27 protein-coding genes are annotated in these 25,852 nt (G+C 36.2%); 4 read left to right on the forward strand and 23 right to left on the reverse strand.

Annotation, left to right across the window (positions count from 1 at the left end; genetic code table 11):
* Nucleotide 1: 1 nt before the first annotated feature.
* The 9 genes from alr to TEPIDINF_RS13785 all read right to left on the reverse strand — a co-directional run bounded on the left by alr (nucleotide 2) and on the right by TEPIDINF_RS13785 (nucleotide 7,394).
* On the reverse strand, nucleotides 2-1,168 hold the full coding sequence (gene alr / locus TEPIDINF_RS13745; RefSeq protein WP_421692344.1) for an alanine racemase: 1,167 nt from the start codon (nucleotides 1,166-1,168) through the stop codon (nucleotides 2-4).
* Nucleotides 1,169-1,180: 12 nt separating this feature from the next.
* Nucleotides 1,181-1,687, reverse strand: coding sequence for a hypothetical protein (locus TEPIDINF_RS13750; protein WP_421692345.1), 507 nt, complete (start codon nucleotides 1,685-1,687; stop codon nucleotides 1,181-1,183).
* A 94-nt stretch (nucleotides 1,688-1,781) separates the two neighbouring features.
* On the reverse strand, nucleotides 1,782-2,801 hold the full coding sequence (locus TEPIDINF_RS13755; RefSeq protein ID WP_421692346.1) for an outer membrane lipoprotein-sorting protein: 1,020 nt from the start codon (nucleotides 2,799-2,801) through the stop codon (nucleotides 1,782-1,784).
* 42 nt (nucleotides 2,802-2,843) lie between these two features.
* Nucleotides 2,844-4,418 carry an NAD(P)H-hydrate dehydratase gene (locus tag TEPIDINF_RS13760; RefSeq protein ID WP_421692347.1) on the reverse strand — a complete coding sequence of 525 codons (1,575 nt, stop codon included), beginning with the start codon at nucleotides 4,416-4,418 and terminating at the stop codon, nucleotides 2,844-2,846.
* Nucleotides 4,419-4,484: 66 nt separating this feature from the next.
* Complete coding sequence (acpS, locus tag TEPIDINF_RS13765; protein ID WP_068727793.1) at nucleotides 4,485-4,856, reverse strand: holo-ACP synthase; 372 nt, start codon at nucleotides 4,854-4,856, stop codon at nucleotides 4,485-4,487.
* 100 nt (nucleotides 4,857-4,956) lie between these two features.
* Nucleotides 4,957-5,640 carry a TerC family protein gene (locus TEPIDINF_RS13770; protein ID WP_068727792.1) on the reverse strand — a complete coding sequence of 228 codons (684 nt, stop codon included), beginning with the start codon at nucleotides 5,638-5,640 and terminating at the stop codon, nucleotides 4,957-4,959.
* 245 nt (nucleotides 5,641-5,885) lie between these two features.
* On the reverse strand, nucleotides 5,886-6,248 hold the full coding sequence (locus TEPIDINF_RS13775) for a metal-sulfur cluster assembly factor (RefSeq protein WP_068727790.1): 363 nt from the start codon (nucleotides 6,246-6,248) through the stop codon (nucleotides 5,886-5,888).
* An 82-nt stretch (nucleotides 6,249-6,330) separates the two neighbouring features.
* On the reverse strand, nucleotides 6,331-6,870 hold the full coding sequence (locus TEPIDINF_RS13780; protein ID WP_201024228.1) for a peptidylprolyl isomerase: 540 nt from the start codon (nucleotides 6,868-6,870) through the stop codon (nucleotides 6,331-6,333).
* 134 nt (nucleotides 6,871-7,004) lie between these two features.
* Nucleotides 7,005-7,394, reverse strand: a complete 390-nt coding sequence (locus TEPIDINF_RS13785) for a DUF302 domain-containing protein (protein WP_421692348.1) — start codon at nucleotides 7,392-7,394, stop codon at nucleotides 7,005-7,007.
* 172 nt (nucleotides 7,395-7,566) lie between these two features.
* On the opposite strand from TEPIDINF_RS13785, the gene TEPIDINF_RS13790 reads away from it, so the two are divergent.
* Nucleotides 7,567-9,354: a S9 family peptidase gene (locus TEPIDINF_RS13790; protein WP_421692349.1), complete on the forward strand. Its 1,788-nt coding sequence runs from the start codon at nucleotides 7,567-7,569 to the stop codon at nucleotides 9,352-9,354.
* Between the two features lie 102 nt (nucleotides 9,355-9,456).
* Here TEPIDINF_RS13790 and TEPIDINF_RS13795 read toward each other — a convergent pair whose 3' ends face one another.
* From TEPIDINF_RS13795 to TEPIDINF_RS13815, 5 genes are all read right to left on the reverse strand, one after another.
* Nucleotides 9,457-10,641 carry an O-antigen ligase family protein gene (locus tag TEPIDINF_RS13795; protein WP_235589166.1) on the reverse strand — a complete coding sequence of 395 codons (1,185 nt, stop codon included), beginning with the start codon at nucleotides 10,639-10,641 and terminating at the stop codon, nucleotides 9,457-9,459.
* 245 nt (nucleotides 10,642-10,886) lie between these two features.
* Nucleotides 10,887-11,990: an MGDG synthase family glycosyltransferase gene (locus tag TEPIDINF_RS13800; protein ID WP_068727781.1), complete on the reverse strand. Its 1,104-nt coding sequence runs from the start codon at nucleotides 11,988-11,990 to the stop codon at nucleotides 10,887-10,889.
* 54 nt (nucleotides 11,991-12,044) lie between these two features.
* Nucleotides 12,045-12,878 (reverse strand): hypothetical protein, encoded by an 834-nt coding sequence (locus tag TEPIDINF_RS13805; protein WP_068727780.1) that lies wholly within the window; start codon nucleotides 12,876-12,878, stop codon nucleotides 12,045-12,047.
* A gap of 14 nt (nucleotides 12,879-12,892) precedes the next feature.
* Entirely contained in the window at nucleotides 12,893-13,390 is a 498-nt protein-coding gene (locus TEPIDINF_RS13810) for an anti-sigma factor family protein (RefSeq protein ID WP_421692350.1), read from the reverse strand.
* Nucleotides 13,391-13,392: 2 nt separating this feature from the next.
* Nucleotides 13,393-13,944 (reverse strand): RNA polymerase sigma factor, encoded by a 552-nt coding sequence (locus TEPIDINF_RS13815; RefSeq protein ID WP_068727776.1) that lies wholly within the window; start codon nucleotides 13,942-13,944, stop codon nucleotides 13,393-13,395.
* 238 nt (nucleotides 13,945-14,182) lie between these two features.
* Here TEPIDINF_RS13815 and corA point away from each other — a divergent pair, with 238 nt between their 5' ends.
* Nucleotides 14,183-15,124, forward strand: coding sequence for a magnesium/cobalt transporter CorA (gene corA, locus TEPIDINF_RS13820; RefSeq protein ID WP_068727774.1), 942 nt, complete (start codon nucleotides 14,183-14,185; stop codon nucleotides 15,122-15,124).
* Between the two features lie 6 nt (nucleotides 15,125-15,130).
* Here the strand turns inward: corA and TEPIDINF_RS13825 are convergent, their stop codons facing one another.
* From TEPIDINF_RS13825 to TEPIDINF_RS13855, 7 genes are all read right to left on the reverse strand, one after another.
* Nucleotides 15,131-16,558, reverse strand: a complete 1,428-nt coding sequence (locus tag TEPIDINF_RS13825) for an MFS transporter (protein ID WP_068727772.1) — start codon at nucleotides 16,556-16,558, stop codon at nucleotides 15,131-15,133.
* A gap of 53 nt (nucleotides 16,559-16,611) precedes the next feature.
* Nucleotides 16,612-16,914: a DUF1515 family protein gene (locus TEPIDINF_RS13830; RefSeq protein WP_068727770.1), complete on the reverse strand. Its 303-nt coding sequence runs from the start codon at nucleotides 16,912-16,914 to the stop codon at nucleotides 16,612-16,614.
* A gap of 168 nt (nucleotides 16,915-17,082) precedes the next feature.
* A complete protein-coding gene (gene pepT, locus TEPIDINF_RS13835; protein WP_421692351.1) occupies nucleotides 17,083-18,309 on the reverse strand; it encodes a peptidase T in 1,227 nt (408 codons plus the stop codon).
* A 28-nt stretch (nucleotides 18,310-18,337) separates the two neighbouring features.
* Nucleotides 18,338-19,792: an aminoacyl-histidine dipeptidase gene (locus tag TEPIDINF_RS13840; RefSeq protein WP_421692352.1), complete on the reverse strand. Its 1,455-nt coding sequence runs from the start codon at nucleotides 19,790-19,792 to the stop codon at nucleotides 18,338-18,340.
* Nucleotides 19,793-19,807: 15 nt separating this feature from the next.
* Nucleotides 19,808-20,191 carry a PqqD family protein gene (locus TEPIDINF_RS13845; RefSeq protein WP_068727764.1) on the reverse strand — a complete coding sequence of 128 codons (384 nt, stop codon included), beginning with the start codon at nucleotides 20,189-20,191 and terminating at the stop codon, nucleotides 19,808-19,810.
* An 89-nt stretch (nucleotides 20,192-20,280) separates the two neighbouring features.
* The gene (locus tag TEPIDINF_RS13850; protein WP_069799836.1) at nucleotides 20,281-22,185 is read right to left on the reverse strand and encodes an OPT family oligopeptide transporter; all 1,905 of its coding nucleotides are present in this window, start codon (nucleotides 22,183-22,185) and stop codon (nucleotides 20,281-20,283) included.
* Nucleotides 22,186-22,416: 231 nt separating this feature from the next.
* Nucleotides 22,417-22,878, reverse strand: a complete 462-nt coding sequence (locus TEPIDINF_RS13855; RefSeq protein WP_421692353.1) for a ribonuclease H-like YkuK family protein — start codon at nucleotides 22,876-22,878, stop codon at nucleotides 22,417-22,419.
* Nucleotides 22,879-23,173: 295 nt separating this feature from the next.
* Here TEPIDINF_RS13855 and TEPIDINF_RS13860 point away from each other — a divergent pair, with 295 nt between their 5' ends.
* Complete coding sequence (locus TEPIDINF_RS13860) at nucleotides 23,174-23,875, forward strand: pirin family protein (protein ID WP_421692354.1); 702 nt, start codon at nucleotides 23,174-23,176, stop codon at nucleotides 23,873-23,875.
* 92 nt (nucleotides 23,876-23,967) lie between these two features.
* Here TEPIDINF_RS13860 and TEPIDINF_RS13865 read toward each other — a convergent pair whose 3' ends face one another.
* Complete coding sequence (locus TEPIDINF_RS13865) at nucleotides 23,968-24,861, reverse strand: GGDEF domain-containing protein (protein WP_421692355.1); 894 nt, start codon at nucleotides 24,859-24,861, stop codon at nucleotides 23,968-23,970.
* 25 nt (nucleotides 24,862-24,886) lie between these two features.
* On the reverse strand, nucleotides 24,887-25,210 hold the full coding sequence (locus TEPIDINF_RS13870) for an EAL domain-containing protein (RefSeq protein ID WP_421692360.1): 324 nt from the start codon (nucleotides 25,208-25,210) through the stop codon (nucleotides 24,887-24,889).
* A 145-nt stretch (nucleotides 25,211-25,355) separates the two neighbouring features.
* On the opposite strand from TEPIDINF_RS13870, the gene TEPIDINF_RS13875 reads away from it, so the two are divergent.
* On the forward strand, nucleotides 25,356-25,694 hold the full coding sequence (locus TEPIDINF_RS13875; protein ID WP_068727754.1) for a helix-turn-helix domain-containing protein: 339 nt from the start codon (nucleotides 25,356-25,358) through the stop codon (nucleotides 25,692-25,694).
* The last annotated feature ends 158 nt before the right edge of the window (nucleotides 25,695-25,852 follow it).

Genomic DNA, 25,852 nt, shown 5'->3' on the forward strand with positions numbered 1-25,852 from the left:
CCTATCTCCATAAGTTGTTGATCACAGCATCAATTTGGCCATCCTTTAAATAAATTCGCGGGATCCTCTTTCCTACGAGTGTAGCTAACTCATAGTTAATCGTACCTAATTGTTCTGCATGATCATCCATTTGAATCGACAGTCCATTTTGCGTGCCATAAATGACTACTTCATCATCCACTTGAACCAATGGAATATCGGTTACATCAATCATGATTTGATCCATACAAACACGGCCAATCACAGGAGCTTTTTCTCCACGAATTAGAACAAATCCTTTATTGGATAACCCCCTTGAAAAGCCATCTGCATATCCGATTGGAATCGTTGCAACCATTGTATCTCTTGGAGCTACAAATGTAGCACCATAACTAACCGATTGTCCTTTAAAAACCTTTTTTAAATACACTACTTTGGATTTGATCGACATTACTGGCTTTAAATGATGATTTGAAATCTTTACATTCTTTGAAGGAAGTAATCCATACAAGCTAATTCCTAGCCGTGTCATTGTTTGTTGTAGATTAGGCATATCAATCATCGCAGCACTATTAGAAGCATGGACAAAACGTATATCTTGGATTGATTTCATTTCTTCTGCAACAGTCATAAATGTCTTATATTGCTTTTGCGTAAATGTTTTATCTTCCTCATCTGCTGTGGCAAAATGAGTAAAGACCCCTTCAATCTCAATCCAAGGAGATTTTCTTAATTCATGAAAAAAGGTTAGTACTTCTTCAGGGAAAACCCCAATTCTCCCCATTCCGGTATCTACCTTTATATGAACTTTCAATTTCTTTTTTTGTTTCTCTCCCACAAGATGGATCTGCTTGATTATTTCTTTAGTAAAAACTGTAAGGGTTATATCATATTCAAAGGCTTTTTCAACAGCAGATATCGAGGTATGTCCTAAGATAAGAATGGGATCCATGATGCCTGCCTTTCTTAATTCGATGGCTTCATCTATAAAAGCAACCGCAAAATAATGTATTCCAATCGATTGCAAATGCTTAACAATAGGTACCGCACCATGGCCATAAGCATCAGCCTTAACGATTGCAAGTATTGTCATTGAATGAGGAATCCGTTCTTTGAAAAAATGGACATTATGGGTTACAGCATCTAAATCAATCTCAGCAATAGTTGGACGATAAAAAGAGTGTTCCACCTTATGCACCTTCTATCTTTTAGCTTTTGCAATTTGCTCTTCTAACGTTTTTAAAAACTCATCAGAAACGGCTAACGCTGTTTTTTTTCCTTTGATTTTGTAAAAATGACGTAAATCATAAGCAGGTTCAATTTGCACCAAAGGAATGATGGTTTGATGATTCCCCTTTCTAATTCTTAAGTCAACATTCGTTAAAATATATAGTGGTCGATAAAGCAATTGATAAAAAAATGGCTGGATCAGCAGAATAAAGACGGCACCGATAATAGCGTAGATTTTAAATGAAGGATGATTATATCCTACGATTACAATTAAAGTTAATATATAAAAAACAAAAACTAAAGATTCTACAATTTTTACTCTTGGAGACTTTCGTAAAAATAATGTCAGATAACTTGGTTTTTCTTGTCGAATCTCTTCCACAATCTTCACACCCATCTCATTTACTTCTATCGCCAATCTTAGTCTTTTCTTTGCTCTTTTGTCAACATTCGTCTTCTTAAGATTTGTATATTCCAACGTTCTCCGTTGTCCGTGCATCTCTTTTAAATGGGAAAATTGGAAAAAAATAAGGGCGGTTCTTCCGCCCAAAAATATTTTTTATGAACTTTGATTATTTACCTGATTGCTCAAATACTGATTGTGCAACAGAAACCATTTCTTCTGCAGGCAAATCACCTGTTAATTTAAATTCAACACCATCGTATGTCCAGGAAAGGGTTCTTATTTCATCCATGTCTGTTAGGATACCTAATCCATATCCAAGATCGATAATATCTGCTTTTGCAGAATCTGGTGCTGAAGCGCTGATTGCTTTTGGTCTTGACTCTGTGAGATTGTAATTAAATTCACCTTTATATTTAATAACCACTTTTCTATCTTCGCCTTGATTGATGACTTGAGGAGCCTGTTTTGTTACCCCAGAAGGTATATAACTTGGTTCAATAATACCAAAACTCTTACTATTGTCTGTATTGGCTAATGTTGGCATAGAGCTTAGATCCCATCCTGTCAAATTACGTTGCATATCAAACGCATCATCTTCAAATTCAACATCGAATTCAAAGTGTGTAAATTCCATGGTCACAAGTTGTGTCTGATTAGGATCAAAAATTTCAACTTTAATTGGGCGAAGATCTTTATCAAACCAAACCTTTTGTTGGCTTAGTGTTTGATTTTGATAGTTCCCTTTTATTTGGAAAACATAATGATCTTCTTCTTCAGAAAAAACACGCTCTCCATCCTCAATTACACTTTTAGCTAGAGATTGAAATAAGTAAACTTGACCATTTGATTCTGGCCAATCACTTTTAAAGCGAAAGCTTTTGTTTAAAGAAGGATCTAAGACAAAGACACCTTCATCATTTTTTAGAACGATTTGTGTTACTTGAGAATTTGCATTACTTAGTGCAATTCGGTAATAATTAGGCTGTTTATACCAAACCTCTACCGAGTATTCTTGAGTCGTTTCGCCTGTTTTTATATTCATTGTTCCAATCGCCTTATAGCTATTTAAAGAATCTAAGGTGTCTTCTAAATCTCCAACGATATCATCAGCACTTTTTTGTCCACAACCAGATGAGAAGAGAAGCAAAATGATAACTAAAGCAAATAACCATTTAGCTCGACGCATTTTATATATTCCCCCTCTAATTCGACAAATTCAAATAACTTGTCAATTTCCTGGGAAATGTGTCGGTAACGCATCGACGTGATTTGACAAAGTAGACATGGCAAAACCTATTTTGTCGATTACATCTGTAGCGATTGTACTATAATTAGAAGGTTTACTAGCAAGATTTCCAGCAATCCCATGAAGATAGACGGCTAACATCACTGCATCTAGGATCGGTAATTTTTGAGCAACGAATCCTGTTATCATTCCTGTTAGAACATCACCTGAACCACCCTTGGCTAGTTCAGGCCCCCCAGTTGGATTGAGATATAAATCTCCATTTGGAGTTGCGATTAGGGAATGCGCCCCTTTCAACAGCAGATAAACCCCATATTGAGATGCGAATTCTTTAGCAACCTTGATTCGATTTTTTTCTACATAGGCAACATCTCGTTTGATAAGTCGTGCCATCTCTCCTGGATGGGGGGTAAGAATCGTTTCACTTTTTCGTTGATCGAGTAGACCTATCTCCTTTGATAGGAGGTTTAATCCATCTGCATCGATGATCATTGGAAGATTGATGGATAAAAGGAGTTTTTTAAACCATTCCAGCCCTAATTCCCATTGGCCAATTCCTGGGCCAATGCCGATCGCTGTATAATTTTTTTCTTCTAATCGGAGAGCTTCTATACTATTTAGTGCAAAATGTCCTGTCGAATCTTCATCCATTGCAATACAAATGGCTTCAGGGACTCTAGAGAACACCATGGGTTGGATTGAAGCTGGTACAGCTGAGGTAGTTAACCCAGCACCAGTACGTAAAGCGGCCATTGTTGCAAGTGTAATAGCACCTGGCATATTTTTAGAGCCACCTATGATAAAAGCATGACCATAAATCCCTTTATGACTATTTCTTTTGCGGATGGGTAAACGTGTACGAAGGTCGTTCTGAGATAAAAGGCTGATTCTTGGGTCAACTTCCTTAATCACAATAGAAGGGATTGAAATATCTACTACCTTTAGTTTCCCTATATACTCTGTACCCGGATAGAGATATTGCCCAATCTTAGGTAAGGCAAAGGTAATGGTATAATCGGCAATTAAGGCAAGTTCAACCACTTCTCCTGTATTGCTATTCACTCCCGTGGGAATATCAATGGCCACTTTCGTTGCATTCGTCTGATTTACAAATTGGATGATTGATTTATATGGCTCCCTGAGTCCTCCTGTTGCACCTGTCCCCAATAAGGCATCTACAATGATGTCTGCTTTGATCAAACTTTCCTTTAATTCCAGTTCATTGTCTTGGCTAAATATGTTTACTTTATATCCAGATTGAATAAGTGCATTAAAATGAATCGTCGTTTCAGGTGTGAATTTTTTAGGACTGCCAATTAACCAAGTTTGAACGTCATAACCATGATTCCCCAAATGCCTAGCTGTAACAAAACCGTCCCCTCCATTATTCCCATGACCGGAAAGAATCACAATCTTTGCCGGTTTGAAAATAAATTGCATCATTTCTCTCGCTACTTGACTTCCGGCGTTTTCCATTAAAACGATACTTGGAATACCAATTTCTTCAATCGTCTTCCTGTCAATTTCACGCATTTCTTCTGCAGTTACCAGAAACACTTTTCCTCCTCCTTTTTTCACTGCGTTATATATGTATGTCCGAATTTGGACAGATATGCAGGCTGTCTATATTTGTTCTATAATAACTTTTGCGATTGCTATTGTTTTTGTATGAGAAATACTGATATGTATGGTAAGATTTTCTTTCTCTACTTCCGTCGATTTGATCACTACGATTGGTTTTCCTGAATCTAATGAACTGATTTCAATATCCTTCCAATTTAATTGTTTTCCAATCCCCGTACCAAAGGCTTTGGCTACTGCCTCTTTTCCTGCAAATCTTCCTGCTAAATACTCTATTTTTCTTTGTGGATTTAAAGGGGCTCCTGCTAATTCTTTTTGGGTAAAAACCTTTTGAAGAAAGTGACTTCCTTTATTTTCAATGATTCCTTTGATTCTAGGTATTTCAACCAAGTCAATTCCGATGCCAATGATCATCCCTTATCACCTTTTACCTTTTGTCTTTTTCCATATCATACCTGAGTGAAATAAAGAAAAAAAGACCGTTTATCAAATAAACAGTCTTAACGATCATCATTTATACACGATTGTAGGATTCATCCTTTTTTCTTTTCCAATATCCCATTCCAATAACGAATGAGATAATCAGAATCGGAATAATATATTCAAGATATGGAAGCTTTTGAATCAGGTTTTCATGAACCAACCGATCTTCAACAATCATTGTACCGGATGTCCAAGCAATGACTGCAGACCCAATGAAAACGATAATAGGATACTTTTCAATAAAGTGTAAGATAATAGTGCTTCCCCAAACGATAATAGGAACACTAATTAATAAACCTAGAACCACTAACACTGGATGGCCATGTGCAGCTCCAGCAACCGCTAATACATTATCGATCCCCATCAATAAGTCTGCAATAATAATGGTTTTTACTGCTTCCCAAACATTATTTCCTGATTGAACATCTTCATGTTGATCTTCATCAACCAATAATTTGTATGCAATCCAGATAAGTAAAACCCCACCGATTAATTTAATAAAGGGAACTTCTAGTATATAAACTGCTATAGCAGTTAACCCTGCACGGATGGCGATTGCCCCAATAACTCCCCAAAAAATAGCTTTTTTTCGTTGACCTTTAGGTAACTTTCGGGTGGCTAAGGCAATTAATATTGCATTGTCTCCTCCTAAAACGATATCAATCATAATAATACTAAGTAAGCTACTTAAGAACTGTATCCCTGTTACGTCCATCTATCTGTACACCCCCACTTTTTATCATTACCTAAAAAGATAAAAACATGTAAAAAGACCTCTATCTTCTTAGATAAAGGTCTTGCTAACAACATAAATGAAGTTGTGAACAAAGCCGAGGAAAAATTTCCTGTCTTGACGACTTTGTTGCTTATTAGCTACTCCCCTTTATAGTAAAAATAACACGGATATAGGGATTTGTCAATTAGTACCATGGCCTACTAGGTTTTCATTGATTCCACATTTTATCTGATACCTAATGCCATCTTTGCATATTTTGACATACGATCTTTATCCCAAGGAGGATTCCAAACGATATCTACAGCGATCTTATTTATTCCTTCAATCCCGGCTAATGCATTTTGGACATCTATTGAAATAGAACCCGCTAATGGGCAGCCCATTGCTGTAAGTGTCATTCTAACGACAACATTTTTTTCTTCATCCAAATGAACACCATAAACTAAACCAAGATTTACAATATCAATATGAATTTCAGGGTCATTAACCTCCATCAATGCTTCAATGATCTGTTGTTTAAGATTCTCATCTTCTATCCCTGAAAATTCAATAGGTGCAATATTTAATAATTCATCTGACAATGACATGACAGTCACCTCGATTGTTGTTTTTTTCTCTTTTACATAAGCATAATGGATGTTTATCTTTTTGTTAAGCTTATAAGTTTATTTACATTTCCTCTATTTTTACATTTTTCATATATACCGCTTCTTTAGGGCTACTCATTTCACCACCAAAAGAAGGCCCAACTGGTACACTAGCGATGGCATTTACCGTATCCATTCCTTCAATCACTTCACCAAAAACGGTGTAGTTAGGATGCTGGTTAAGAAAGGTACTATCTGGACCACTACAAATAAAGAATTGACTGCCATTGGTGTTAGGGCCGGCATTTGCCATCGCAACGATTCCTGGCTCATAGGCTTTAACTGGTGGTAATTCGTCTTCAAAGGAATACCCCGGACCTCCCATTCCATTACCAAGTGGATCACCAGTTTGAATCATAAAGGTTTCAATGACACGGTGAAATTTTACCCCATCATAATAACCATCTTTCGCCAAAAAAACAAAATTATTTACTGTTTTTGGGACTCCATTTGCAAATAACTTGATCTTAATATCTCCTTTATTTGTATGTATGGTTGCTACATATTCCTTATCAGGATCGATTTGCATCTCTGGTGCATTTGCGTATTGTTTGATATTCATTGTTTTGTCTCCTTTCAAACTAAGTAACAAACATATTATAGCAGTTTATCCCTTGATAAACAAAAATGACGTGCAATCTGTTCATCACACGCCATTCTTTTTATCTATTTTAATTGTTGTTGTTTTCAAAATCTTTAAATTGCTTTATCGATCGAGTGAATTAAACGATCTTCTATATTTTTGGCGACTTGATTTAATCCTTCTTGCTCCATGAGACCAATTAACGTGGTTGGCCGTACTAAACCCACCTTCGTGTGATCCCCTTCTTCAGTAACTACCATTTTACAAGGGAGAAAATAACTAGCCATTGGGTCTTTTTCTAACATCCCATGTGCCTCTTCAGGGTTGCATACTTCAAGAACAGTAATATTTTTAGAGGCATTTAACCCCTTCTCAGCTAATTTTTTATGGATTTCGAACTTCCATAGGATACCGAACTTATCTTCTTTTAAGACGTTTTCTAAATCCTGAATGGTTTGCTCTACAGTCTTATTTGTTGAAACTGTGTAATGATATTCGCTCACTTTTTTATCCTCCTCATTTAGTTGTTCATGTCACATAGATAAATTTTTCCTTTTATCTCTAGATTTATTCATCCTATGATGCTCCACGAAATAGAGGAATAATTCCCCTAATGAAGAATATATTGTTTAAGGTTTTTCACAAAAATATCTAATTTCTGAAAGGGGATTATAAATGATTTCATTTCCTAAACCAGATGTAGAACAATTCTTTCGAACTTATGTCATTTCTCAGTTTGCAATAAGTAAAGATGAAAGTAAATTGATCTTTAGTACCAACATGAATGGGAAATTTAATTTATGGGCAATGGATTTGCCTCAAACCTATCCATATCCACTTACTTATCATGATCAAAATAGCAGCTTTATTAAGATCGATCCAAAAAATCGTTTTTTCCTTACGGGTTTTGACCATGATGGCGATGAAAATTATCAAATTTATGCCTTACCTATAGAGGGAGGAAAACCTTTCCCAATACTAACAGGTGATAGAAAGGAAAAATATTTCTTTGCTGAACTATCTAAAGATGGAGAACGGCTCTATTATATGACAAACAAGGAAAACCCCAACTTCCTTGATGCTCGGCTTTACAACCTAGTAACAAAAGAGGATCAATTATTATTTCAAGGGGATGAAACAACAACCTATTTAGTGACAACCAGTCCTGAGGAGAAAAGCTATGTTTATATCAAAATGTATGCAAACACTTATGTTGTTGCATATGTAAAAGTTGGTGATGAAGTCTTTTGTTTAACTCCATCCCCAGAAAAAGTTCATACAGCAACAGATGCTCTTTATATCGATGAGTCAACCATTTATTTCGTAACAAATTTTGAAGAAGAGTTTTCTTATGTAGCGTCCTTTAATCTAGAAACGAAAGAATTTGCCACTATTTTGAAGTTGAAGAAAGAGGATGTTACCGGAATCAAATGGCATGAAAAAACCAGAACTTTATACATCGTAACGGAAAAAGGCGTTACAGACCAATTCTATGCTTATCAGATCGACAATAAAATTCTAACGCCGATTAACACGCCTGTAGACAATATCCAGCAGTTTACTGTGGCTGATAGCGGCAACCTTTATCTATTAGGGCGTAGTGCAACAAGACCATTTAATATTTTTAAAAGAGAAGAAAATGGAGAATGGCATCCTCTTACTGACAATCGAGTTTTAGGTGTTCCTGAATCAGACATGGTTGATCCTGAAGTTGTACGTTATCCTTCCTTTGATGGATTGGAAATCGAGGCCTTATTATTTAAAGCAAAGCCAGAGGTTGCAAATGGATATACGATCTTTTGGCCACATGGAGGTCCACAAGCTGCTGAACGTAAATTTTTCCGAGGATTATTTCAATTCCTATTAGGCCGAGGCTACACGATATTTGCCCCCAACTTTAGAGGAAGTACCGGTTATGGAGCAAGCTTTACAAAGCTAGTAGAAGGCGATTGGGGGGAAGGCCCTCGTTTAGATTGCGTTGCTGGTATTGAGTGGTTATTTGATCAGGGTATCTCAGCACGAGATAAGTTATTTGTTGTTGGTGGTAGCTATGGTGGTTATATGACCTTACTATTAGCAGGGCGTCATCCAGAATATTTCAGAGCGGCAGTCGATATCTTTGGGCCAAGTAATTTATTTACCTTTATTGATTCTGTTCCTGAGCATTGGAAACCAATTATGACTCGTTGGTTAGGAGATCCTGAAGTTGATAAAGAACGATTAACAAAGGATTCCCCGATCACCTATCTTAACCAAATGACCAAACCCATGCTTGTTATCCAAGGTGCAAATGATCCTCGAGTCGTTAAAGCTGAATCTGATCAAATTGTTGCATCCTTGAGGGAAAAAGGAGTAGAAGTGGAGTATCTAGTTTTAGAAGATGAAGGACATGGATTCTCTAAAAAGGAAAATGAAATCAAAGTGAATCGATTGATCTTAGATTTCCTTGAACGGCATCAATAAAAGATGTTTATATATTCTAACGCACTCCGTTGTCCGTGAATTTCTTTGAATGAAAAATTAGGTTAGAATGCACCCAATCATATGGGTGCATTTTTGTTCTAATTATGCTTTTTTCCAAGACTTTTTATAACGCAAAGTAAGGGGATAGGTTGGGATGGTTTGTGGAATATAAGAATAAGCTAAGCTCCCAATTAAGGTTGAACTGACAACAAACAGGAGAGCCACTTGTGGACTCATTATGGTAAAATCAAATAACCCTTGGCCTAAAACAATCGCCTGAATTCCTCCTAGTAATGGAGTAATTCTACATTTTTTTTGATAAAGTAAGCGAATTTCTTGTAATAATGACCATTCCATCCAAAGAAAAATCGATAAGCCAACAACACCAAGCGTAGTTGCTATAGTTAGAAGGGTGTTATGGGCATGAAAGACTCTTAAATAATGATAAATTGAACTATCCGCATAATAAATTCCCAGTAAACCCCACCCTGTCACTGGCTTCATCATAAACATATATAATGCATTTTCCCAAATTGCTTGTCGATCACGAATAGAGGAAAATAGGATTTCCCCTCGTGGGAACCACTCTGGAAAATTAAGCATCAAGGTAATACCTGATAATAAAGTGAACATTAAGAAAAGCATCTTTTTCTTATGACCAGAAAAATAACTATAAATAACAAAGCCAAAGAAAAGTCCAATTACAGCTCCTCTTGAACCTGTCATCATTAAAACAGTGACAAATAACGCTGTACCAACTGCAAACCAAACTTTATGTATCCCCTCTGACTTTTTAAAGAAATAAACCCCAAAAAGGATCATGATCGCATACCAAGTCCCTGCTAAGTTTGGATTGTTAAAAGTCCCAGATATTCTATAGCTTTCGGTAATATCGTCAATAGAACGAGTACCAAGTAAGTATTTCCACCACGTTGGGGAATAGGTAATGATATTAAAATGTTCCAAAATTCCCATCAAAGCAGACCCAATAGAAAACAAAAAGATTGAAAAAAATAGTCGTTCTACATCAGTGACTGATTGATATTTATCTTGAAAGTAGACACTTACTAATAATAGTCCTAAAATGACAAGAGATGCTAGAGTAGACATTTCATTCTCATTGATGATCCCAACAATGAATGACCAAAAGAATAAAAGGGCTATTCCGATATTCCATGGATTTTTAAGTGACAACTTCCCCTTGCGTATTAAATAATAGAGGAGATAGATCATTGGTAAAAAGGCTAAATAAGGCGAATAAACAACCATAGCCAATCCTATATTCACAATCAATGAAAACCCTCCTGGTTTCTCCCTTTGTCTTTTTGTAATCTCATTGTAATATTTCTGTAACAATAGAACAGTATAATAAATAAGTTAAGTTTTCAAGTAACAAATTTTGCTTTTTGGCTCAGATATAAGGCTATTTCCAGTTCTATACATATATTTTCGCGGGAAACCCTTCCTTTTCGTCGTAAATGTCACACTTCCTCTTATTCAGAGCACACCATTTAAAAAATGCCTAGCGAATACTAGGCATTTTTGATGATTTGTTCTACTGCGTTTCGTCCATTATATGTTTTTGAAAGACTTTTAAAATATTTTGAGATCATGTATGGCTCTTTAATAAATTGCTCAAGAAGGTTATTCAGCTCTTCCATATCTTTTACAGAAATACCAAGTTGATTCTGAAGAATGTATTCATAGTTTTCTTCTTCCTGTCCTGGTATTGGATTTAACATAATCATTGGTACTCCCTTCGCCATCGCTTCTGCAACGGTCACACCCCCTGGTTTAGTAAGAAGCAAATCTGCTGCATCCATTAACTCATCAATATTTTTTACAAAAGGATAGATATGAATATGCGGATGATTAAATGAAGGATCAAGTTTTAAAGAACGATATAGAGTACGATTCCTTCCTGTTACAATCAATATTTGCATCTCATCCCGATATTGATGAATGGTACTTAGCATATCTGGAGACAAACCGATTCCTAGTCCTCCTCCCATATATAATAGTGTTGGCCGATCAGAAAGTCCTAATTTTTTTCTTATCTTTCTTTTATCCGTTTTGTTCCAAAAATTCGGGTGGGTAGGAATTCCTGTAATATAAAGGCGCTTCTCTGATACTCCAAGCTGTTGCATTTGTAGTTTAGCTTCATGATTAGGTAAATAGTAATAATCTACACCCGTATTGATCCATGATCCATGAACATGATAATCGGTTATCACCGTATGCAAGGGAATATTTAAGCCCATTCGTTTTAATCTAGAGACGACAGCACTAGGAAAAGGATGAGTTGTCACGATCAAATCCGGCTTATATTCATGAAACAACTGCAAAATATGAGCATAGATCATTCGATGTAAGAAGAATTCAAATTGGGGCTTCACTGTACGATTTTGTACCCTTCGATAAATCATCCCCCATATTTTTGGAGAAAAACGTAATGTTTTTAGGTATATTCCTGTTATCCAATGACTTAGTGTAGGGCGTAACCAGGTTCCAAGTTCAAGAACATGAATTTGCCAGTCAGGATGATAGGATAATATTCCCTCTTTTATGGCCTCAGCAGCTCTTGTATGACCAGCACCAAATGATTCAGATAAAATTAAAATGCGTTTCCCCGACATTTTACATATCTCCTTAAATCATTGAATTTCATAAAGTGTTCAAAAATTTTCTAATCACACTTTTCTTTGCATTCTTTTCTGCCATAGCCACATTGTCATTAATCCAAAAGTCATCCATATTACGCCTAAAAATAAAAGCCATCCTAATAGCGGAAGATTGATTCCAGCTGTAACGAGGATGGCCCCACCAAGTGCTATCATCCATCGTGCTCTGTTGATACTTCCAGGTAACCACTCACCAATGATCAAGCTAATAGATGAAAAAGTAATCAATAAGAAAATAAACAAAACAACTAATAAGACAAGGACAATTGGAATTCCGACGATCGTAATGGATAATAGACCACTTAAGGCTAAAAACAATAAGCTTGTAACAATCCCTACTGTCACGAGTCGTAATGGGTTTTCTATTATCATCTCTTTAAAGGGCTGTAATCGTTCTTTGGCTATTGCGACAGTAGCGGTAGAGAGGATAATAAGTAACAGACTAGTTATTAGGCGAAGGAACCAAATTCCAAGTAATAGTGCTCCTCCAAGTAGAAAACTATTTGCTGTCATTGAATTAAACGAGAGATTAAGTACATGCTCTGAAATGTGAGCCCCTTGTTCTTGATTGATCTCCCCACCAATGACAAGGACTAATCCCTCTATTCGAGCAGATCCCTTAATATTAAGATCACCATTAACGATCACGACCGCGTCCTTAACTGTACCCGAAATCGTAGCATCCCCGCCTAAAACGAAAACATTTTCCACGGTTTGTCCTTTTGGAATAACCGTATCCTTTTGCGAATACAAATTCTCTGCAGAAACAGGTGTGCTTATATTGAGAATAAAAATAAAAATTAAACTAAAAAGGATGAATCTTCTTTTCCATTGATTTTTCATCTGGTTCACCTTCTTTATCCTAACGCTTTTGTTTGTAAAAGTTTTCTTAATGACCATATAGAGATTGCTACTAATATTGTGGCAAATACTAAGAATCCTTCAACTAAGAACGGAATGAAACTAAAGATCGTTGGTAGTGTTTGAATCACGCTAAATAGTACTTTAATAATCGAAGTTAGTAAATTAAAGCTAAATGAAGTATAAGGCAATAGGATGAGTAACATTGATCCTAATAATATTCCAATAACAATGCCTATCCAGATTTTTTTCTCAGACACTATTTTTGCAACTTCCCTTTTCTCAATCGTTAACATGAGCTTTTCCTCGAAATCATTTGGGATCTCCAATGTCTGATACGCGCTAAATAATTGTTTTTTTATCGAAGACAATTCTTCTAATAATGTTTGACAATGAATACAAGTAGATAAATGATCCTCTACAGCTAACTGTTCATCATAAGTTAACTCGTGATCTAGATAAGCGGAAAGCAATTCATCTGGATGTTTTTCCATTTTTACACCCCTTCCTCTTGACTCGTTAGTGCCTTTTTCAAGGCGTTCCGTGCAATATGAATACGAGATTTAACTGTTCCCTCAGGAATCTTCATGATCTCTGCAATTTCATCATAGGAAAAACCTTGAATATCTCTATAAATTAAGACTGCCCGATGCTCTAATGAAAGTTGCTGCATCGCATCTTGAATTGTCATTTTCAGATCGATTCCTTCAATATTGTTATTTCTGTTTATTTGTTGATTTGCTCGATTCTCCATTCCCTCTTGAAAGAGCTCTTTTTCCCTCTTTTTCTTCTGCATCCGGTCATAACATAAATTCGCGACAATTCGTGCAAGCCAAGAAGAAAAAGCATATTCACTCTCTAATTGATTAAATGCATAATAAGCTTTAAGGAAGGCTTCCTGTGCAACGTCTTCTGCTTCCATCTGGTCACCTAGCATTGCATAGGCTTGTCTTATGACTTGGCCCTTAAATCTCGAAACAAGTTGTTCAAATGCTTCTTTTTTCCCTCGCTTTGCATCCCGTATGATTTGATAAAGATCTTGCTCCAAACGATATCAACCCCAATTCATTACCTGGTACCCTAGAAGAAAAGAATATATATCTCTCTTTTATCGTTTTATTAAAAAAGACTTTTATTCAATTAAAAAAGTTCATCTTTTTAAGAAAAGAAAATTAAACTTTCTAATTAAAATATGCCCGGATTAAACCGAGCATTTTGTGTAAGCTGGAAAAAATGGTATATTAAATTCAAAAATAAAAGTAAAAACTAAAAGGAGCAGCCCAATCATGATTCGAACCATTGCTGTGACAAAAAATCGTCAACTAATCGAAGGATTGCCACTTGAGGAGTTAAAAACCTCCCAAATTGACTGGTACTGGGTAGACTTTGAATCCCCCACAGAAGAGGAAAAAAAGTTACTGGAAAGCTATTTTCATTTTCATCCCTTAGCGATTGAGGATTGTTTGCAATTCTTACAAAGGCCCAAACTTGATTATTACGATGGTTATAACTTTTTTGTGCTTCATTCTCTTAATCAAGATACTTTACTAGCTGAAGAAGTAGACCTATTTGTAAGTAGTCAATTTATTGTCTCTTTTCAGTTGTTCCAATCCAGTGAAATTGAACTGGTTCGTCAAGAATTGATTTCTGATCCACTTTCTTTAGAAAAAGGTCCTTTTCATATCATGTACCGAATTATTGATAAAATTGTAGATTATTATTTTCCAACCATCTATAAAATTGAAGATCGAATCAATGAAATCGATAATAGCATAAGACCGATTCATATGTTAATGGATGAAGTTTTCGATTTAAGAAGCCAATTACTAACCATTCGTCATACGATTTTCCCGATGCGAGATCTCCTTTATCGAATCATCAACTCTGAACGCCTTGAAATCGTAAAAGAACAACATATTTATTTTACCGACATCTATGATCATCTTCTAAAATTGACCGAGATGATTGAATCAAATCGAGAGGTTACCTCAGATATTCGCGATAGTTATCTTTCCTTAAGTTCAAACCGAATGAATACGATCATGATGACTCTTACCGTCATCACAACGATCTTTATGCCTCTTACATTTATTGCAGGAGTCTATGGAATGAATTTTAAATATATGCCTGAATTAAACTGGCATTATGGTTATTTTATTACCTTAGGATTCATGGGCATCATTGCGTTAAGCATGTATTTCTGGTTTAAACATAAAGGTTGGTTTTAGGCCAACCTATTTTTTGTGTAATGGTCCACGTACCAAAGAAGTGAATACCGCAATGACTGCTAATAGAGCTGCTACAAGAAAAGTAAGGTGAAAGGCTCCTGTAAAGGCCTCTATTTTTAATTCAGCTCCTGTTAGACCTTTTGCAGATAATACGTTTGTAAGATGATTTTGCTGACTAGTAAAAATGGCTCCAGAAATAGCTACTCCTAACACCATCCCCATATTACGCATCGTAGCCAACATACTTGAAGCAATACCCAATCTATTTTTGGGAACACTTCCCATTACAGCACTATTATTTGGCGTCTGGAACATTCCTATGCCTAAACCAACTGTAATCATTCCTAAGATCATGGACAAACGTGTTGACTCTATATGTAACAAACTTAATTGCCACATCCCCAATGCTGTAATCACCATTCCAAATGAGCTAATATAACGAGAATCGATTCGATCAGAAATGACACCACTAATCGGTGCAACCAACAACATGGTTAATGGCATGGGAATAAACAACAAGCCTGCTTCAGAAGGTTGTAGCTTTAATAATTGCTGCAAGTAAAAAGGCATGAGAAGAATGACAGAAAACTGGGCAACAAAGCTTAATAATGAAGATAAGTTCCCCATGGAAAATAACCGATTATTAAAAATCGAAAGATCGACCATAGGATGATCTACTCTTTTTTCTATGTAGATAAAAAGTACTAAAAGGAATAGCCCAGCAACCAATAAACCTATAATGTATGGATTACTCCATCCGACCTTCTCCGTATAACTTAAAGAGAATAAGAGACTGGTTAAAGATAAGAAGAGTACGACTGCTCCTTTAATATCAAAATGCTGTTCACCAGAGTGATTTGATTCTGGTATCACTTTTTTTGCCCACCAATAGCCAATGATTCCGATCGGTAAATTGATATAAAAGATACTTTGCCAGCCAAAATGAGTAGTTAAAAAGCCCCCTAAAACAGGTCCTGTCGTTAATGCAATGGAAACAGAGATCGCAATGATTCCCATAAATTTCCCCCGTTCTTTTGGAGGTGCAATATCTGTTACGATCGCAGGCCCCATCGCCATCATCATCCCTGCTCCAATCGCTTGAAAAGCTCGAAAAAGGATCAAGGCCAAAATCGATGGAGAGATTGCACTAAGGAGTGAACCAATCGTAAATAAAATGAAGCCAATCATATAGATTTTCTTATGCCCAAACATATCCCCTAACCGGCCATAAGTCAGTAAGAGGCTACTAATCACCAACAAATAAGACATGACCACCCATTCGACCGTACCAAGAGACGTCTGAAAATATTCTCGAATGTTAGGTAAGGCTATATTGACCACGCTTGAATCTAGTGGTCCCATAAAGGTACCAATCGCAACGGCGCTAAGAATCTGAAATCGCCTACTTTTTGTAAGAGATTGAGTGTTTGTCATATCTTTCATCCCTTCATCTTGACTCCGGTTCGGGGGCGTTTTCCACATTTCTTTTACATGCCAAACATACTAAGCATGCTTACAAGCCAGCTCTTCTTTACTCTAGATTTGTCTATCTCCTTTATTTCCGCTTCTGTTTCACTCTTTTCAATCGTTGTCATCAATCCTTTTAAGGATTCAAGCTTTTGTTCTAATGTATTGATTTTTTCTATCAATTCATCAATTTCATTTCGATGATGTAATACTTGAACTGAAACTACTCGGTCTGCCTTTTGTTCTAATTTCCGTTCTAGCTCATCCATCTTGCGAAAGAGATGATTTAAATTTGCATGATCTTCTTTTATTAAATGCTCCACCTTAATTCCTCCATTCCTTCCTTTGCTATTACTATTCTTCATTTCTCTTTAAGCACCTGCACGGTTGACAAAACTAGTTTTGATTCGGCAAAGAAATTAAGGTTCTTCCTTAAAACATCTTCTTTCGACAAAATCCTCATATAGATGGATAGTTAAATTTTGCGTATATTATCTTTTTGTGTAAAGCTCTACAATTTTTAAAATCACATCCACTGCTTTCTCCATTGCATAAGTAGGGATGAATTCATATCTTCCATGGAAGTTATGACCACCTCCAAAAATATTTGGGGTCGGCAAGCCCATGTAAGAGAGTCTTGCTCCATCTGTTCCACCACGAATCGGCTTGACGATCGGTGTGACACCTACTTCTTCCATTGCCTTAAACGCTGTGTCAACAATATGTTTTACAGGTTCAACCTTTTCTTTCATGTTATAGTATTGATCTTTGATTTCAGCCGTTACTGTGCCTTCTCCATATTTTTGGTTAAGCTGTTGGGCAAATTCTTGCATGGTTTCTTTTCTTTTTTCAAAAGTTGCTTTATCAAAGTCACGGATAATGTAAGAAAGGATCGTTGTCTCTACGTCACCTTTTATATTGTTTAGATGATAAAATCCTTCATATCCTTCTGTATGGGCAGGGGTTTCTTCTTTAGGTAATAAAGCGATATATTCATTTGCAATTAAAATCGAGTTGATCATTTTATCTTTTGCTGTCCCTGGATGGACATTTCGTCCTTTTATGATAATCTTGGCCCCTGCAGCATTAAAGTTTTCATATTCTAGTTCACCTATAGGACCACCATCCATCGTATAGGCAAAATCTGCACCAAAAAATTTGACATCAAAATGATCTGCCCCTCTTCCTACTTCTTCATCAGGGGTAAAACCAATTCGGATTTTGCCATGGGGAATTTCCGGATGATTCTTGAGATATTCTACAGCAGTGATAATTTCGGACACACCTGCCTTATCGTCTGCTCCTAAAAGCGTTGTCCCATCTGTTGTGATCAATGTTTTTCCTATGTAATTTTTCAGTTCAGGAAATTGTTTTACTGATAAAATAATATTTTTTTCTTCATTTAAAACAATGTCTTCCCCATCATAATTTTCCACAATCTTTGGATTGACATTGGTACCTGTCATATCTGGGCTTGTATCCATGTGGGCAATAAAACCGATCGTTGGCACCTCTCTATCTATATTTGCAGGTAAAGTTGCATAAATATAGCCTTTTTCATTGAGGGTGACCTCTTCTAAACCAATCTCTTTTAGTTCTTCTGCAATCGCTTTAGCTAATACCATTTGCCCTGGTGTAGTTGGGACAGTATTAGATTCATCATCTGAACGAGTATCATACTTCACATACTTTAAAAAGCGTTCAACCACATTTGACATAAAAGATCCCCCATTTTTTGGATATTGTTTATTTTATGTTCTTTAATACCTCAGTTAAGAACTCATAAACCCTTTGGGTAGAAGAAATGCTTAAAGATTCTTCAGGGGTATGAGCATGATAGATATTTGGTCCAATCGATACCATATCGATTTTACCAAGCTTTTCCTGTAAGAATCCACACTCTAGTCCTGCATGAATCGCATCCACTTTCATTTCAGTATGATTCAATTCTTTATATACCTCATTCATGATATCTCTAATCCTTGAATTCGGTTCATATTCCCATGCAGGATAATCGGAGAACAACTCCATCTTCGCACCAATCAAATCGCAAATACTTGCAATTCGGTCATTGATCTCATCTTTTAAGGATTTCACCGAACTTCTTACTGCACTACTTAAAATGATTTCTTCTTCTTTTGTTTCCAGTGTTCCTATATTATTGGAACTTTCCACTAAACCTTTAATATTTGCACTCATCGTTTGTACTCCTGCAGGAATTAAACGGAGAGCATGAATGAGGTGCTTTTTAGTTTTATCTTGGAATACCTGTTTCACTTGTTCTACTTGATTCAATTGAACCTGAATATTAGGATCTGATGCCTCAAATTCCTTTTGGAAAAAGTTTTGATATTGATCAACGATTTTTTCTAATTCTTTAATATACGCTTCATCAAGCAAAATTGTGGCAGAAGCCATTTTAGGGATGGCGTTCATTTTTTCTCCACCACTTACTGCTGCAATATCAAGCTCTATAGATTTTTCGATACCCCTCAATACTCTACCTAATAACTTGATCGCACTAGCTCGATTTTTATCAATTTCAATGCCTGAATGCCCACCCCGTAATCCCTTAATCGTTAGAGTATAAGCTTGTTTCTCTAAATCGACCTCTGTCCACTCAATTGGAATCGAAACAACATTTCTCACCCCACCAGCGCAAGAAGCAAGCATAATACCCTCTTCTTCAGAATCAATATTGATCAGAATCTTTCCGGTCAAGTGTTCAGGTTGAAGATTGAGTACTCCATCCATCCCGGTTTCTTCTGCTACAGTAAACAAACATTCAATTGGCGGGTGTTCTAATTCCTTTGATTCTAAAATGGCCATCATCATAGCTACTGCAGTTCCGTTATCTGCCCCCAGTGTCGTTCCCTCTGTTTTGACCAAGTCCCCCTCGACGACTAAAGGTATCGGATCTTTCGAAAAATCAAAAGGATAATCTTTTTTTTTAACACAGACCATATCCATGTGGCCTTGAAGGATTACAATAGGAGACTGTTCATAGCCTTTTGTTCCCGGTTTTTTGATAATTACATTTCCAGATTCCTCTTGAATAACCTCAAGCCCAAGGTTTTTCCCGAATTGGACCAAATAATCACTAATTTGTTTCTCATTTCCTGACTCTCTAGGAATTCTACTAATCGCTTCAAAATGTTTAAATACGGATTCTGGTTGAAGGCCTTCTAAACGATTGTTCATATATTTAGCCCCTTTCTAATGATTATCATACATGTTCTCAGTTTTTTCATTCTTCTTAAGCGTGATAAATTGATTATTCCTTAAAACATTGATATATGTAATTAGCCTTTCATAGAGAGGCTCAATCTCTTCTCCAAACTCTAATTTCAATAGCCTTCCGATTTCACTAACATTTCTTTTCCCATCAATTAAATTCCAAATATAAGTTCCATATGTATCTAAATCTATTCTCATTAATTTAGGTGTTTTCTTAAAGACTCTAACGATTCGATCTAACATACTGTTTCTGGGAATAATAATCTGAATGATTCCCTTTTCAGTCATGATCGATTGATATTTATTTGTTTTTAGAGGAATCAATTCTAAAAAATTATCCTTTTTTGAAATTTTATTCGCCATTATTTTACCTCTAATATCCTTTCTTTGCTATTAAAATTGTTCACAAAAGTGAAAAAGAGGATAGAAAATATCCTCTTTTTCTAGCTTGGTTAATCTACCTTTTTAAATACGGAGAATTTCATTAACAAATAAGTTAATATTCCAAAGAAAATCAAGGAACCGATTTGCCCTAAATCAATACCAAGGACAAGGTCTACACCAAGAACTGCAAATACGGCTAACAAGATCCCAATTAGACCTTCTCCAGCAATTAATCCTGAAGCAAATAGAATACCAGAGTCGATTTTTTGGCTCACTTTTTGATCTTCTTCACCATTTTTGTTTAGTTTTCTATTTAAGATTCCTCGAACAATTCCACCCACCATAATTGGTGTACTTAAGTGGATTGGCAAATATAAACCAATCGCAATTGGTAATACAGGTAAACCTAATAATTCAATGGCCACCCCGACTCCAATTCCTACAAAAATCAATGTCCATGGTAAGTTACCACCCATTACACCTTCAATAACTAATCTCATCAAGGTTGCCTGAGGCGCAGGTAGTTCATTAGAACCAAATCCCCATGCTTCATTTAGTAAAGTTAGAACTAACCCAATCACTAATGCAGAAGCAACTACACCAACAATTTCGCCAATTTGCTGTTTCTTTGGTGTTGCCCCAACAAGAAAACCTGTTTTTAAGTCTTGAGAAGTATCTCCTGAAATCGCTGCGATAATTGCTATTATCGAACCTACAGTTAAGGTTGCAATCATGCCTGCTTGTCCATCATTACCTGTTGCTTTAAAGATGATCGCTGTGATGATTAGAGTAGCGATGGTCATACCAGAAACAGGGTTAGATGAACTCCCTACAAGACCAACGATTCTTGAAGATACTGTTGCAAAGAAGAAACCAAAAATCGCAATTAATAATGCTCCAACAAAACCTACAGGAATGATGGGTAACATCATCATCGCAAGGACAATTACAAGTACCGCGATTAAAACAAGTTTCAAGGAAAGGTCTTGATCTGTTCTTTTATTCGTTTGCTCACCCACACCACCAGAATAGTCTTTCATCGCATCCTTAAAGGTTTGAATGATCAATGGAAGTGATTTAATTAAGCTAAAAATACCACCAAATGCAACGGCTCCAGCACCCACATAACGGATATAGCTATCCCAAATTCCCCAATATCCTAATTCACTAATTGGAACAGTTGCTGGGTACATAATAATTTCACCCATATTACCAATATAGTCGATTAAAGGAATAAGTCCAAACCAACCAATTACTGCACCTGCTAACATATATGCAGAGATCTGAGGCCCAATGATAAAGCCTACACCTAAAAGCGCTGGTAGAACATCGGCACCAATAGCAGCTCCCTTATAACCAGGAATGGCTGTTTCGATTTCACTAGGGAATAGCTTGAACCCATCAGCAATAAATTTGTAGATCGCTCCAATACCTAAACCTAAGAAAGTTGTCTTCGCTTTTTGGCCACCTTCTTCACCTGCTAACAATACTTCGGCACATGCAGTACCCTCTGGATATGGTAAAATACCATGTTCTTTTACGATTAGCGCCTTTCTTAACGGAATCATAAATAGAACACCTAATGTTCCCCCAATAATGGCGATAACCGTAATTGTAAATAAACTTGGAGCCCCCATATTCCACTCGGTAGACCAAATGTAAAGGGCAGGTAATGTAAAGATTGCCCCAGCTGCAACCGATTCTCCTGCAGAACCAATCGTTTGTACCAAGTTGTTTTCTAAAATAGATTCTTTTTTGAATAATCCACGAATAATACCCATAGAAATAACAGCTGCAGGAATTGATGCACTAATTGTCATTCCGACTTTTAGACCTAGATAAGCATTTGCAGCCCCAAATATAACAGCCAATAAAATACCTAGAATAAATGAAGTTTTGGTAAACTCAGGTAATACTCTATCTGCAGAAATAAAAGGTTTAAATTCCTTTGTACTGCTGTCGCTTTTCGCCATTCTGCCTTCTCTCCTATATATAAAATGTTAATTCCAAAAGGATTCTAATTTGTTTGAAAATTGCGGCCACAATTTGAACTGATCCTTTTGACAAAACATGTATTATTATAAAGATTTTTAGGATTATTTACAACCTTTTACTTTATATTTCTACAGTTAAGAGTATTCGGAAAATAAGTTTAATAACCTATTCTCAATCAACTCATTATGTTAGATATCATAATAATGGCTCTATTTTGAAAGTTTGTTAGCGATCGAAGATGCTGCATAGGAATACGGTTTTGTCTTACATTGAAAACCGCAAGCATTTACCCAGCTAACGATTTCGGGGATCATTTTTGAAGTTGGGCCGTCCTCTCCTGCATCCACATGAATCCCAATATCATGTAAGTGACCTTCTTGTTCTAGATACATGGCTAATTTACTTGCCATTTCTAGGCTTAGACTTGTCTCATAAAATATTTTCTGCCTTATATTGGTTATTTTACGTACTCTTTTAATATCATAAAAAAAGATCCCACCATTCCCAACGTTCCACACGGCAACGACAATCACAGTCTTTGTCAAATCAAAATTTTGTGAATCAGTTCCAACCGAAATTTTATACTGTTGACCTTTATCCTTAGAAATATAGTTGCTTATGATTTGGCACATTCTTTCAAAGGAGACTTCCCCGTAGGTGATACTACGCATCTTTTTACTCTCCCTTTCAGTGAAATGTAAACCTCTTTGCTTTATCATATGTTCCTTAGCTATAATGTACCACATAATGTCATTAGGTAGATGTACTTCTATATCGTATTACTAGTATCGCGTATTACGTATTACTACTTACATGTATATCGTAATACTAGGTTTATAAAGATGCTGAAAGTCATATTTACTTGACAAAAGTAAGTAACTTAAATTATATTACTTACATAAAGTAAGTTATTATATTCGTATATTTCAAAAATGCATTATAAATAAACAAAAGAAGGTGTGTAACATGTTCAGAAAAATAGAAAGTGAAAATATGGGGAGTAGCAATCTTGGCTGGCTAAAAAGTAAATTCCACTTTTCCTTTGCAGAGTATTACAATCCAGATAATATTAATTTTGGGGTTTTAAGAGTAATCAATGATGATTTAGTTGAACCTAATACAGGATTTGATCTTCATCCTCATCGAGATATGGAGATCATATCCTACGTAGTAGATGGAGAACTTACTCATGAAGATAATATGGGTAATAAAAATACGTTAGGTCGTGGCCATGTTCAATACATGAGTGCAGGGACCGGTGTATATCATAGTGAGCATAATTTCGGAAAAAACATATTAAGACTTTTGCAGATCTGGATTTTCCCAGATAAACAAGGATATACACCTAACTATGGAGACTATAAATTTAATTGGGATGATCGAAAAAATAAATGGCTTCATATGGTTTCAAGTAAAGAAGGAAATGCGCCAATCAAAATAAATCAGGATGCGAATATTTACTCCTTAGAACTTGAACAAGGAAAAGAGATTAGCTTTCCAGTTAAGGAAGGAAGACAGGCCTATTTAGTTCAGATAGAAGGGATTTCTACAATTAATATGGTTGAACTATCTAATCGGGACGGACTGGAAATTGTAGAGGAAGACATTTTAATAAAGACAAAAGAAACTTCACATGTTTTAATGATCGAAATGAAGAAACAAGATTAATTATTTTAAGCGTACCTGGCAAAAAAATATAATCTTGGTGTATGCTGTCAAGCATAACTTACACTTCCATTTTACTTATGACATATTGATGGTTATATAGCAACAATTCTGTTACGTCCCGTTTCTTTTGCCCGATACAATCCTTGATCTGCTTTCTCAATAAACTGGCTCAGATCTTGCCCTTTGATATATTCTGTTATCCCTAAACTTATGGTGACCAATATCCGTTTTCCTTTATAAACAAACTTGGTTCCTTCCACTGTCTTTCGGATTCGCTCTGCGAATTTAATTCCTTGTTCTAAAGAAGCATTCGGCAAAACAATCATAAACTCTTCTCCGCCTGTTCTAACGAATACATCAGAATCACGAATGATCCCCTCTATAACTCTGGTTACTTTTTTCAAGGCCATATCCCCAGCGTTGTGACCATATGTATCGTTGATGGTTTTGAAATGGTCAATATCAAACATGATCAGTGTCATCGGATGTTCTCTTCTTTGAGATAAAGGAATGGCTTTTTCCATATACAAATCCAGGTATCTGCGGTTATAGATTTTAGTGAGCGGGTCAGTCAAAGCAAGATGTTCTAATTCCGTTATCAACCTTGCAACCTTGATTCGAAAAGAAGAAATCATTGTGAATACGACCCATTCCACTGCTCCTGTAATAATTAGATGAATCCCATCCTGATATTGAATTTGTTCCTGACGAAACACAAATTCCGTAATAACCATAAGAATGAAGCCTGACAATCCAACAGTGATTGTTGCTTTCCACGTTGGGAATAAGACCACTGTTGCAATAGCAGGTATCAAGAGAAGCATCCATAGTGATTCTAAAGGCGAATAATAATTAACAACTACCACCATTGCTAAAGACGCCAGGATAAATACATACATCAGCTTTCGGTTCATCATTCGTTTTTTTTCCTTTTGTCCAGTGATTGTAGCTTTCGCCTTAAATGGAAGTATTCGACAAATTTTCACAATTTCAGCCCCCTTTCCTAAACAATTAAATTTTGCGTGAAGATGATTCCCCTTTGCCGTAATCATCAAGTGCAATGGCATACCCTTTATCTTTCAAATAATGAACCGCTCTTTTGAACAAACCCATGTCCGATATTTTTTCTGCTTCGTTGATTTCAAACACAATGTTTCGATTAGAGAAGCGAATACTCTTGAGTTTTCCCAAAAAATCAGGAAAAGAAGGATGAACTATGGTGGAAGGATATACATTAAAAAACTCCCTATCTTCTCCCTTAAACCACCCATCATTTTCGAGGTCTTCAGAACAAGTAACATGGGTATTTATTTCTATAACATAACGAGATTCGATTTTTTATACATGGTTTGCGCATAAGACAACATCTCGTCACTTCTTGAAAAATAATACTTATAGTATATCATTATTGATTTTGAATATCTATTGTCTCTTGGGGAAGCTTAAAGATTAAAGCTAAAGTTACATAAGAGGTGGTTAAATGAGTGATTTGCCAAAAGTTATCGGAGAGCGGATTCGAAATTTCCGTAAAGAAAAGGGATTGAGCCAAGAAGAATTAGCAGATATAGCCAATCTCCACACTACATACATTGGACAATTGGAAAGAGGCGAGAAAAATGCGACACTGGAAAGCATCGAAAAGGTGGCCAACGCTCTGGAGATTTCATTAGAAGACCTCTTTCGGTCGATCCACCCTAATCCAGATTCTCAAGAATACACACTATCCCAAATCATCACCCGCTTACAAACACGAAACATCAAAGATCAGAAAATCGTCCTGAACTTGCTGGATCTATTGCTGGACTGGAAAGATCAGTGAAAACCATTGTTAGCAAGTAGACTTGTGGAGGCAGAAAACAAAAATGAGGCGGAAGCTTACACTCCGCCCCATGAATCTATTTCGCTAATCTTGCACACATTGTCATTAACATTTCTCTCATCAAACAAACCCTATTAAACACAACGCATCACTTCTCC

The sequence above is a fragment of the Tepidibacillus infernus genome (genome assembly GCF_048898065.1).
Classification (GTDB): domain Bacteria; phylum Bacillota; class Bacilli; order Tepidibacillales; family Tepidibacillaceae; genus Tepidibacillus_B; species Tepidibacillus_B infernus.

Coding starts and splice junctions, on each gene's coding strand:
- TEPIDINF_RS13755 (WP_421692346.1), bottom strand. CDS start 2,801: ATGCGTCGAGCTAAATGGTTATTTGCTTTAGTTATCATTTTGCTTCTC.
- acpS (WP_068727793.1), bottom strand. CDS start 4,856: ATGATCATTGGCATCGGAATTGACTTGGTTGAAATACCTAGAATCAAA.
- TEPIDINF_RS13770 (WP_068727792.1), bottom strand. CDS start 5,640: ATGGACGTAACAGGGATACAGTTCTTAAGTAGCTTACTTAGTATTATT.
- TEPIDINF_RS13775 (WP_068727790.1), bottom strand. CDS start 6,248: ATGTCATTGTCAGATGAATTATTAAATATTGCACCTATTGAATTTTCA.
- TEPIDINF_RS13780 (WP_201024228.1), bottom strand. CDS start 6,870: ATGAATATCAAACAATACGCAAATGCACCAGAGATGCAAATCGATCCT.
- TEPIDINF_RS13790 (WP_421692349.1), top strand. CDS start 7,567: ATGATTTCATTTCCTAAACCAGATGTAGAACAATTCTTTCGAACTTAT.
- TEPIDINF_RS13800 (WP_068727781.1), bottom strand. CDS start 11,990: ATGTCGGGGAAACGCATTTTAATTTTATCTGAATCATTTGGTGCTGGT.
- TEPIDINF_RS13805 (WP_068727780.1), bottom strand. CDS start 12,878: ATGAAAAATCAATGGAAAAGAAGATTCATCCTTTTTAGTTTAATTTTT.
- TEPIDINF_RS13810 (WP_421692350.1), bottom strand. CDS start 13,390: ATGGAAAAACATCCAGATGAATTGCTTTCCGCTTATCTAGATCACGAG.
- corA (WP_068727774.1), top strand. CDS start 14,183: ATGATTCGAACCATTGCTGTGACAAAAAATCGTCAACTAATCGAAGGA.
- TEPIDINF_RS13825 (WP_068727772.1), bottom strand. CDS start 16,558: ATGACAAACACTCAATCTCTTACAAAAAGTAGGCGATTTCAGATTCTT.
- pepT (WP_421692351.1), bottom strand. CDS start 18,309: ATGTCAAATGTGGTTGAACGCTTTTTAAAGTATGTGAAGTATGATACT.
- TEPIDINF_RS13840 (WP_421692352.1), bottom strand. CDS start 19,792: ATGAACAATCGTTTAGAAGGCCTTCAACCAGAATCCGTATTTAAACAT.
- TEPIDINF_RS13845 (WP_068727764.1), bottom strand. CDS start 20,191: ATGGCGAATAAAATTTCAAAAAAGGATAATTTTTTAGAATTGATTCCT.
- TEPIDINF_RS13850 (WP_069799836.1), bottom strand. CDS start 22,185: ATGGCGAAAAGCGACAGCAGTACAAAGGAATTTAAACCTTTTATTTCT.
- TEPIDINF_RS13855 (WP_421692353.1), bottom strand. CDS start 22,878: ATGCGTAGTATCACCTACGGGGAAGTCTCCTTTGAAAGAATGTGCCAA.
- TEPIDINF_RS13860 (WP_421692354.1), top strand. CDS start 23,174: ATGTTCAGAAAAATAGAAAGTGAAAATATGGGGAGTAGCAATCTTGGC.
- TEPIDINF_RS13875 (WP_068727754.1), top strand. CDS start 25,356: ATGAGTGATTTGCCAAAAGTTATCGGAGAGCGGATTCGAAATTTCCGT.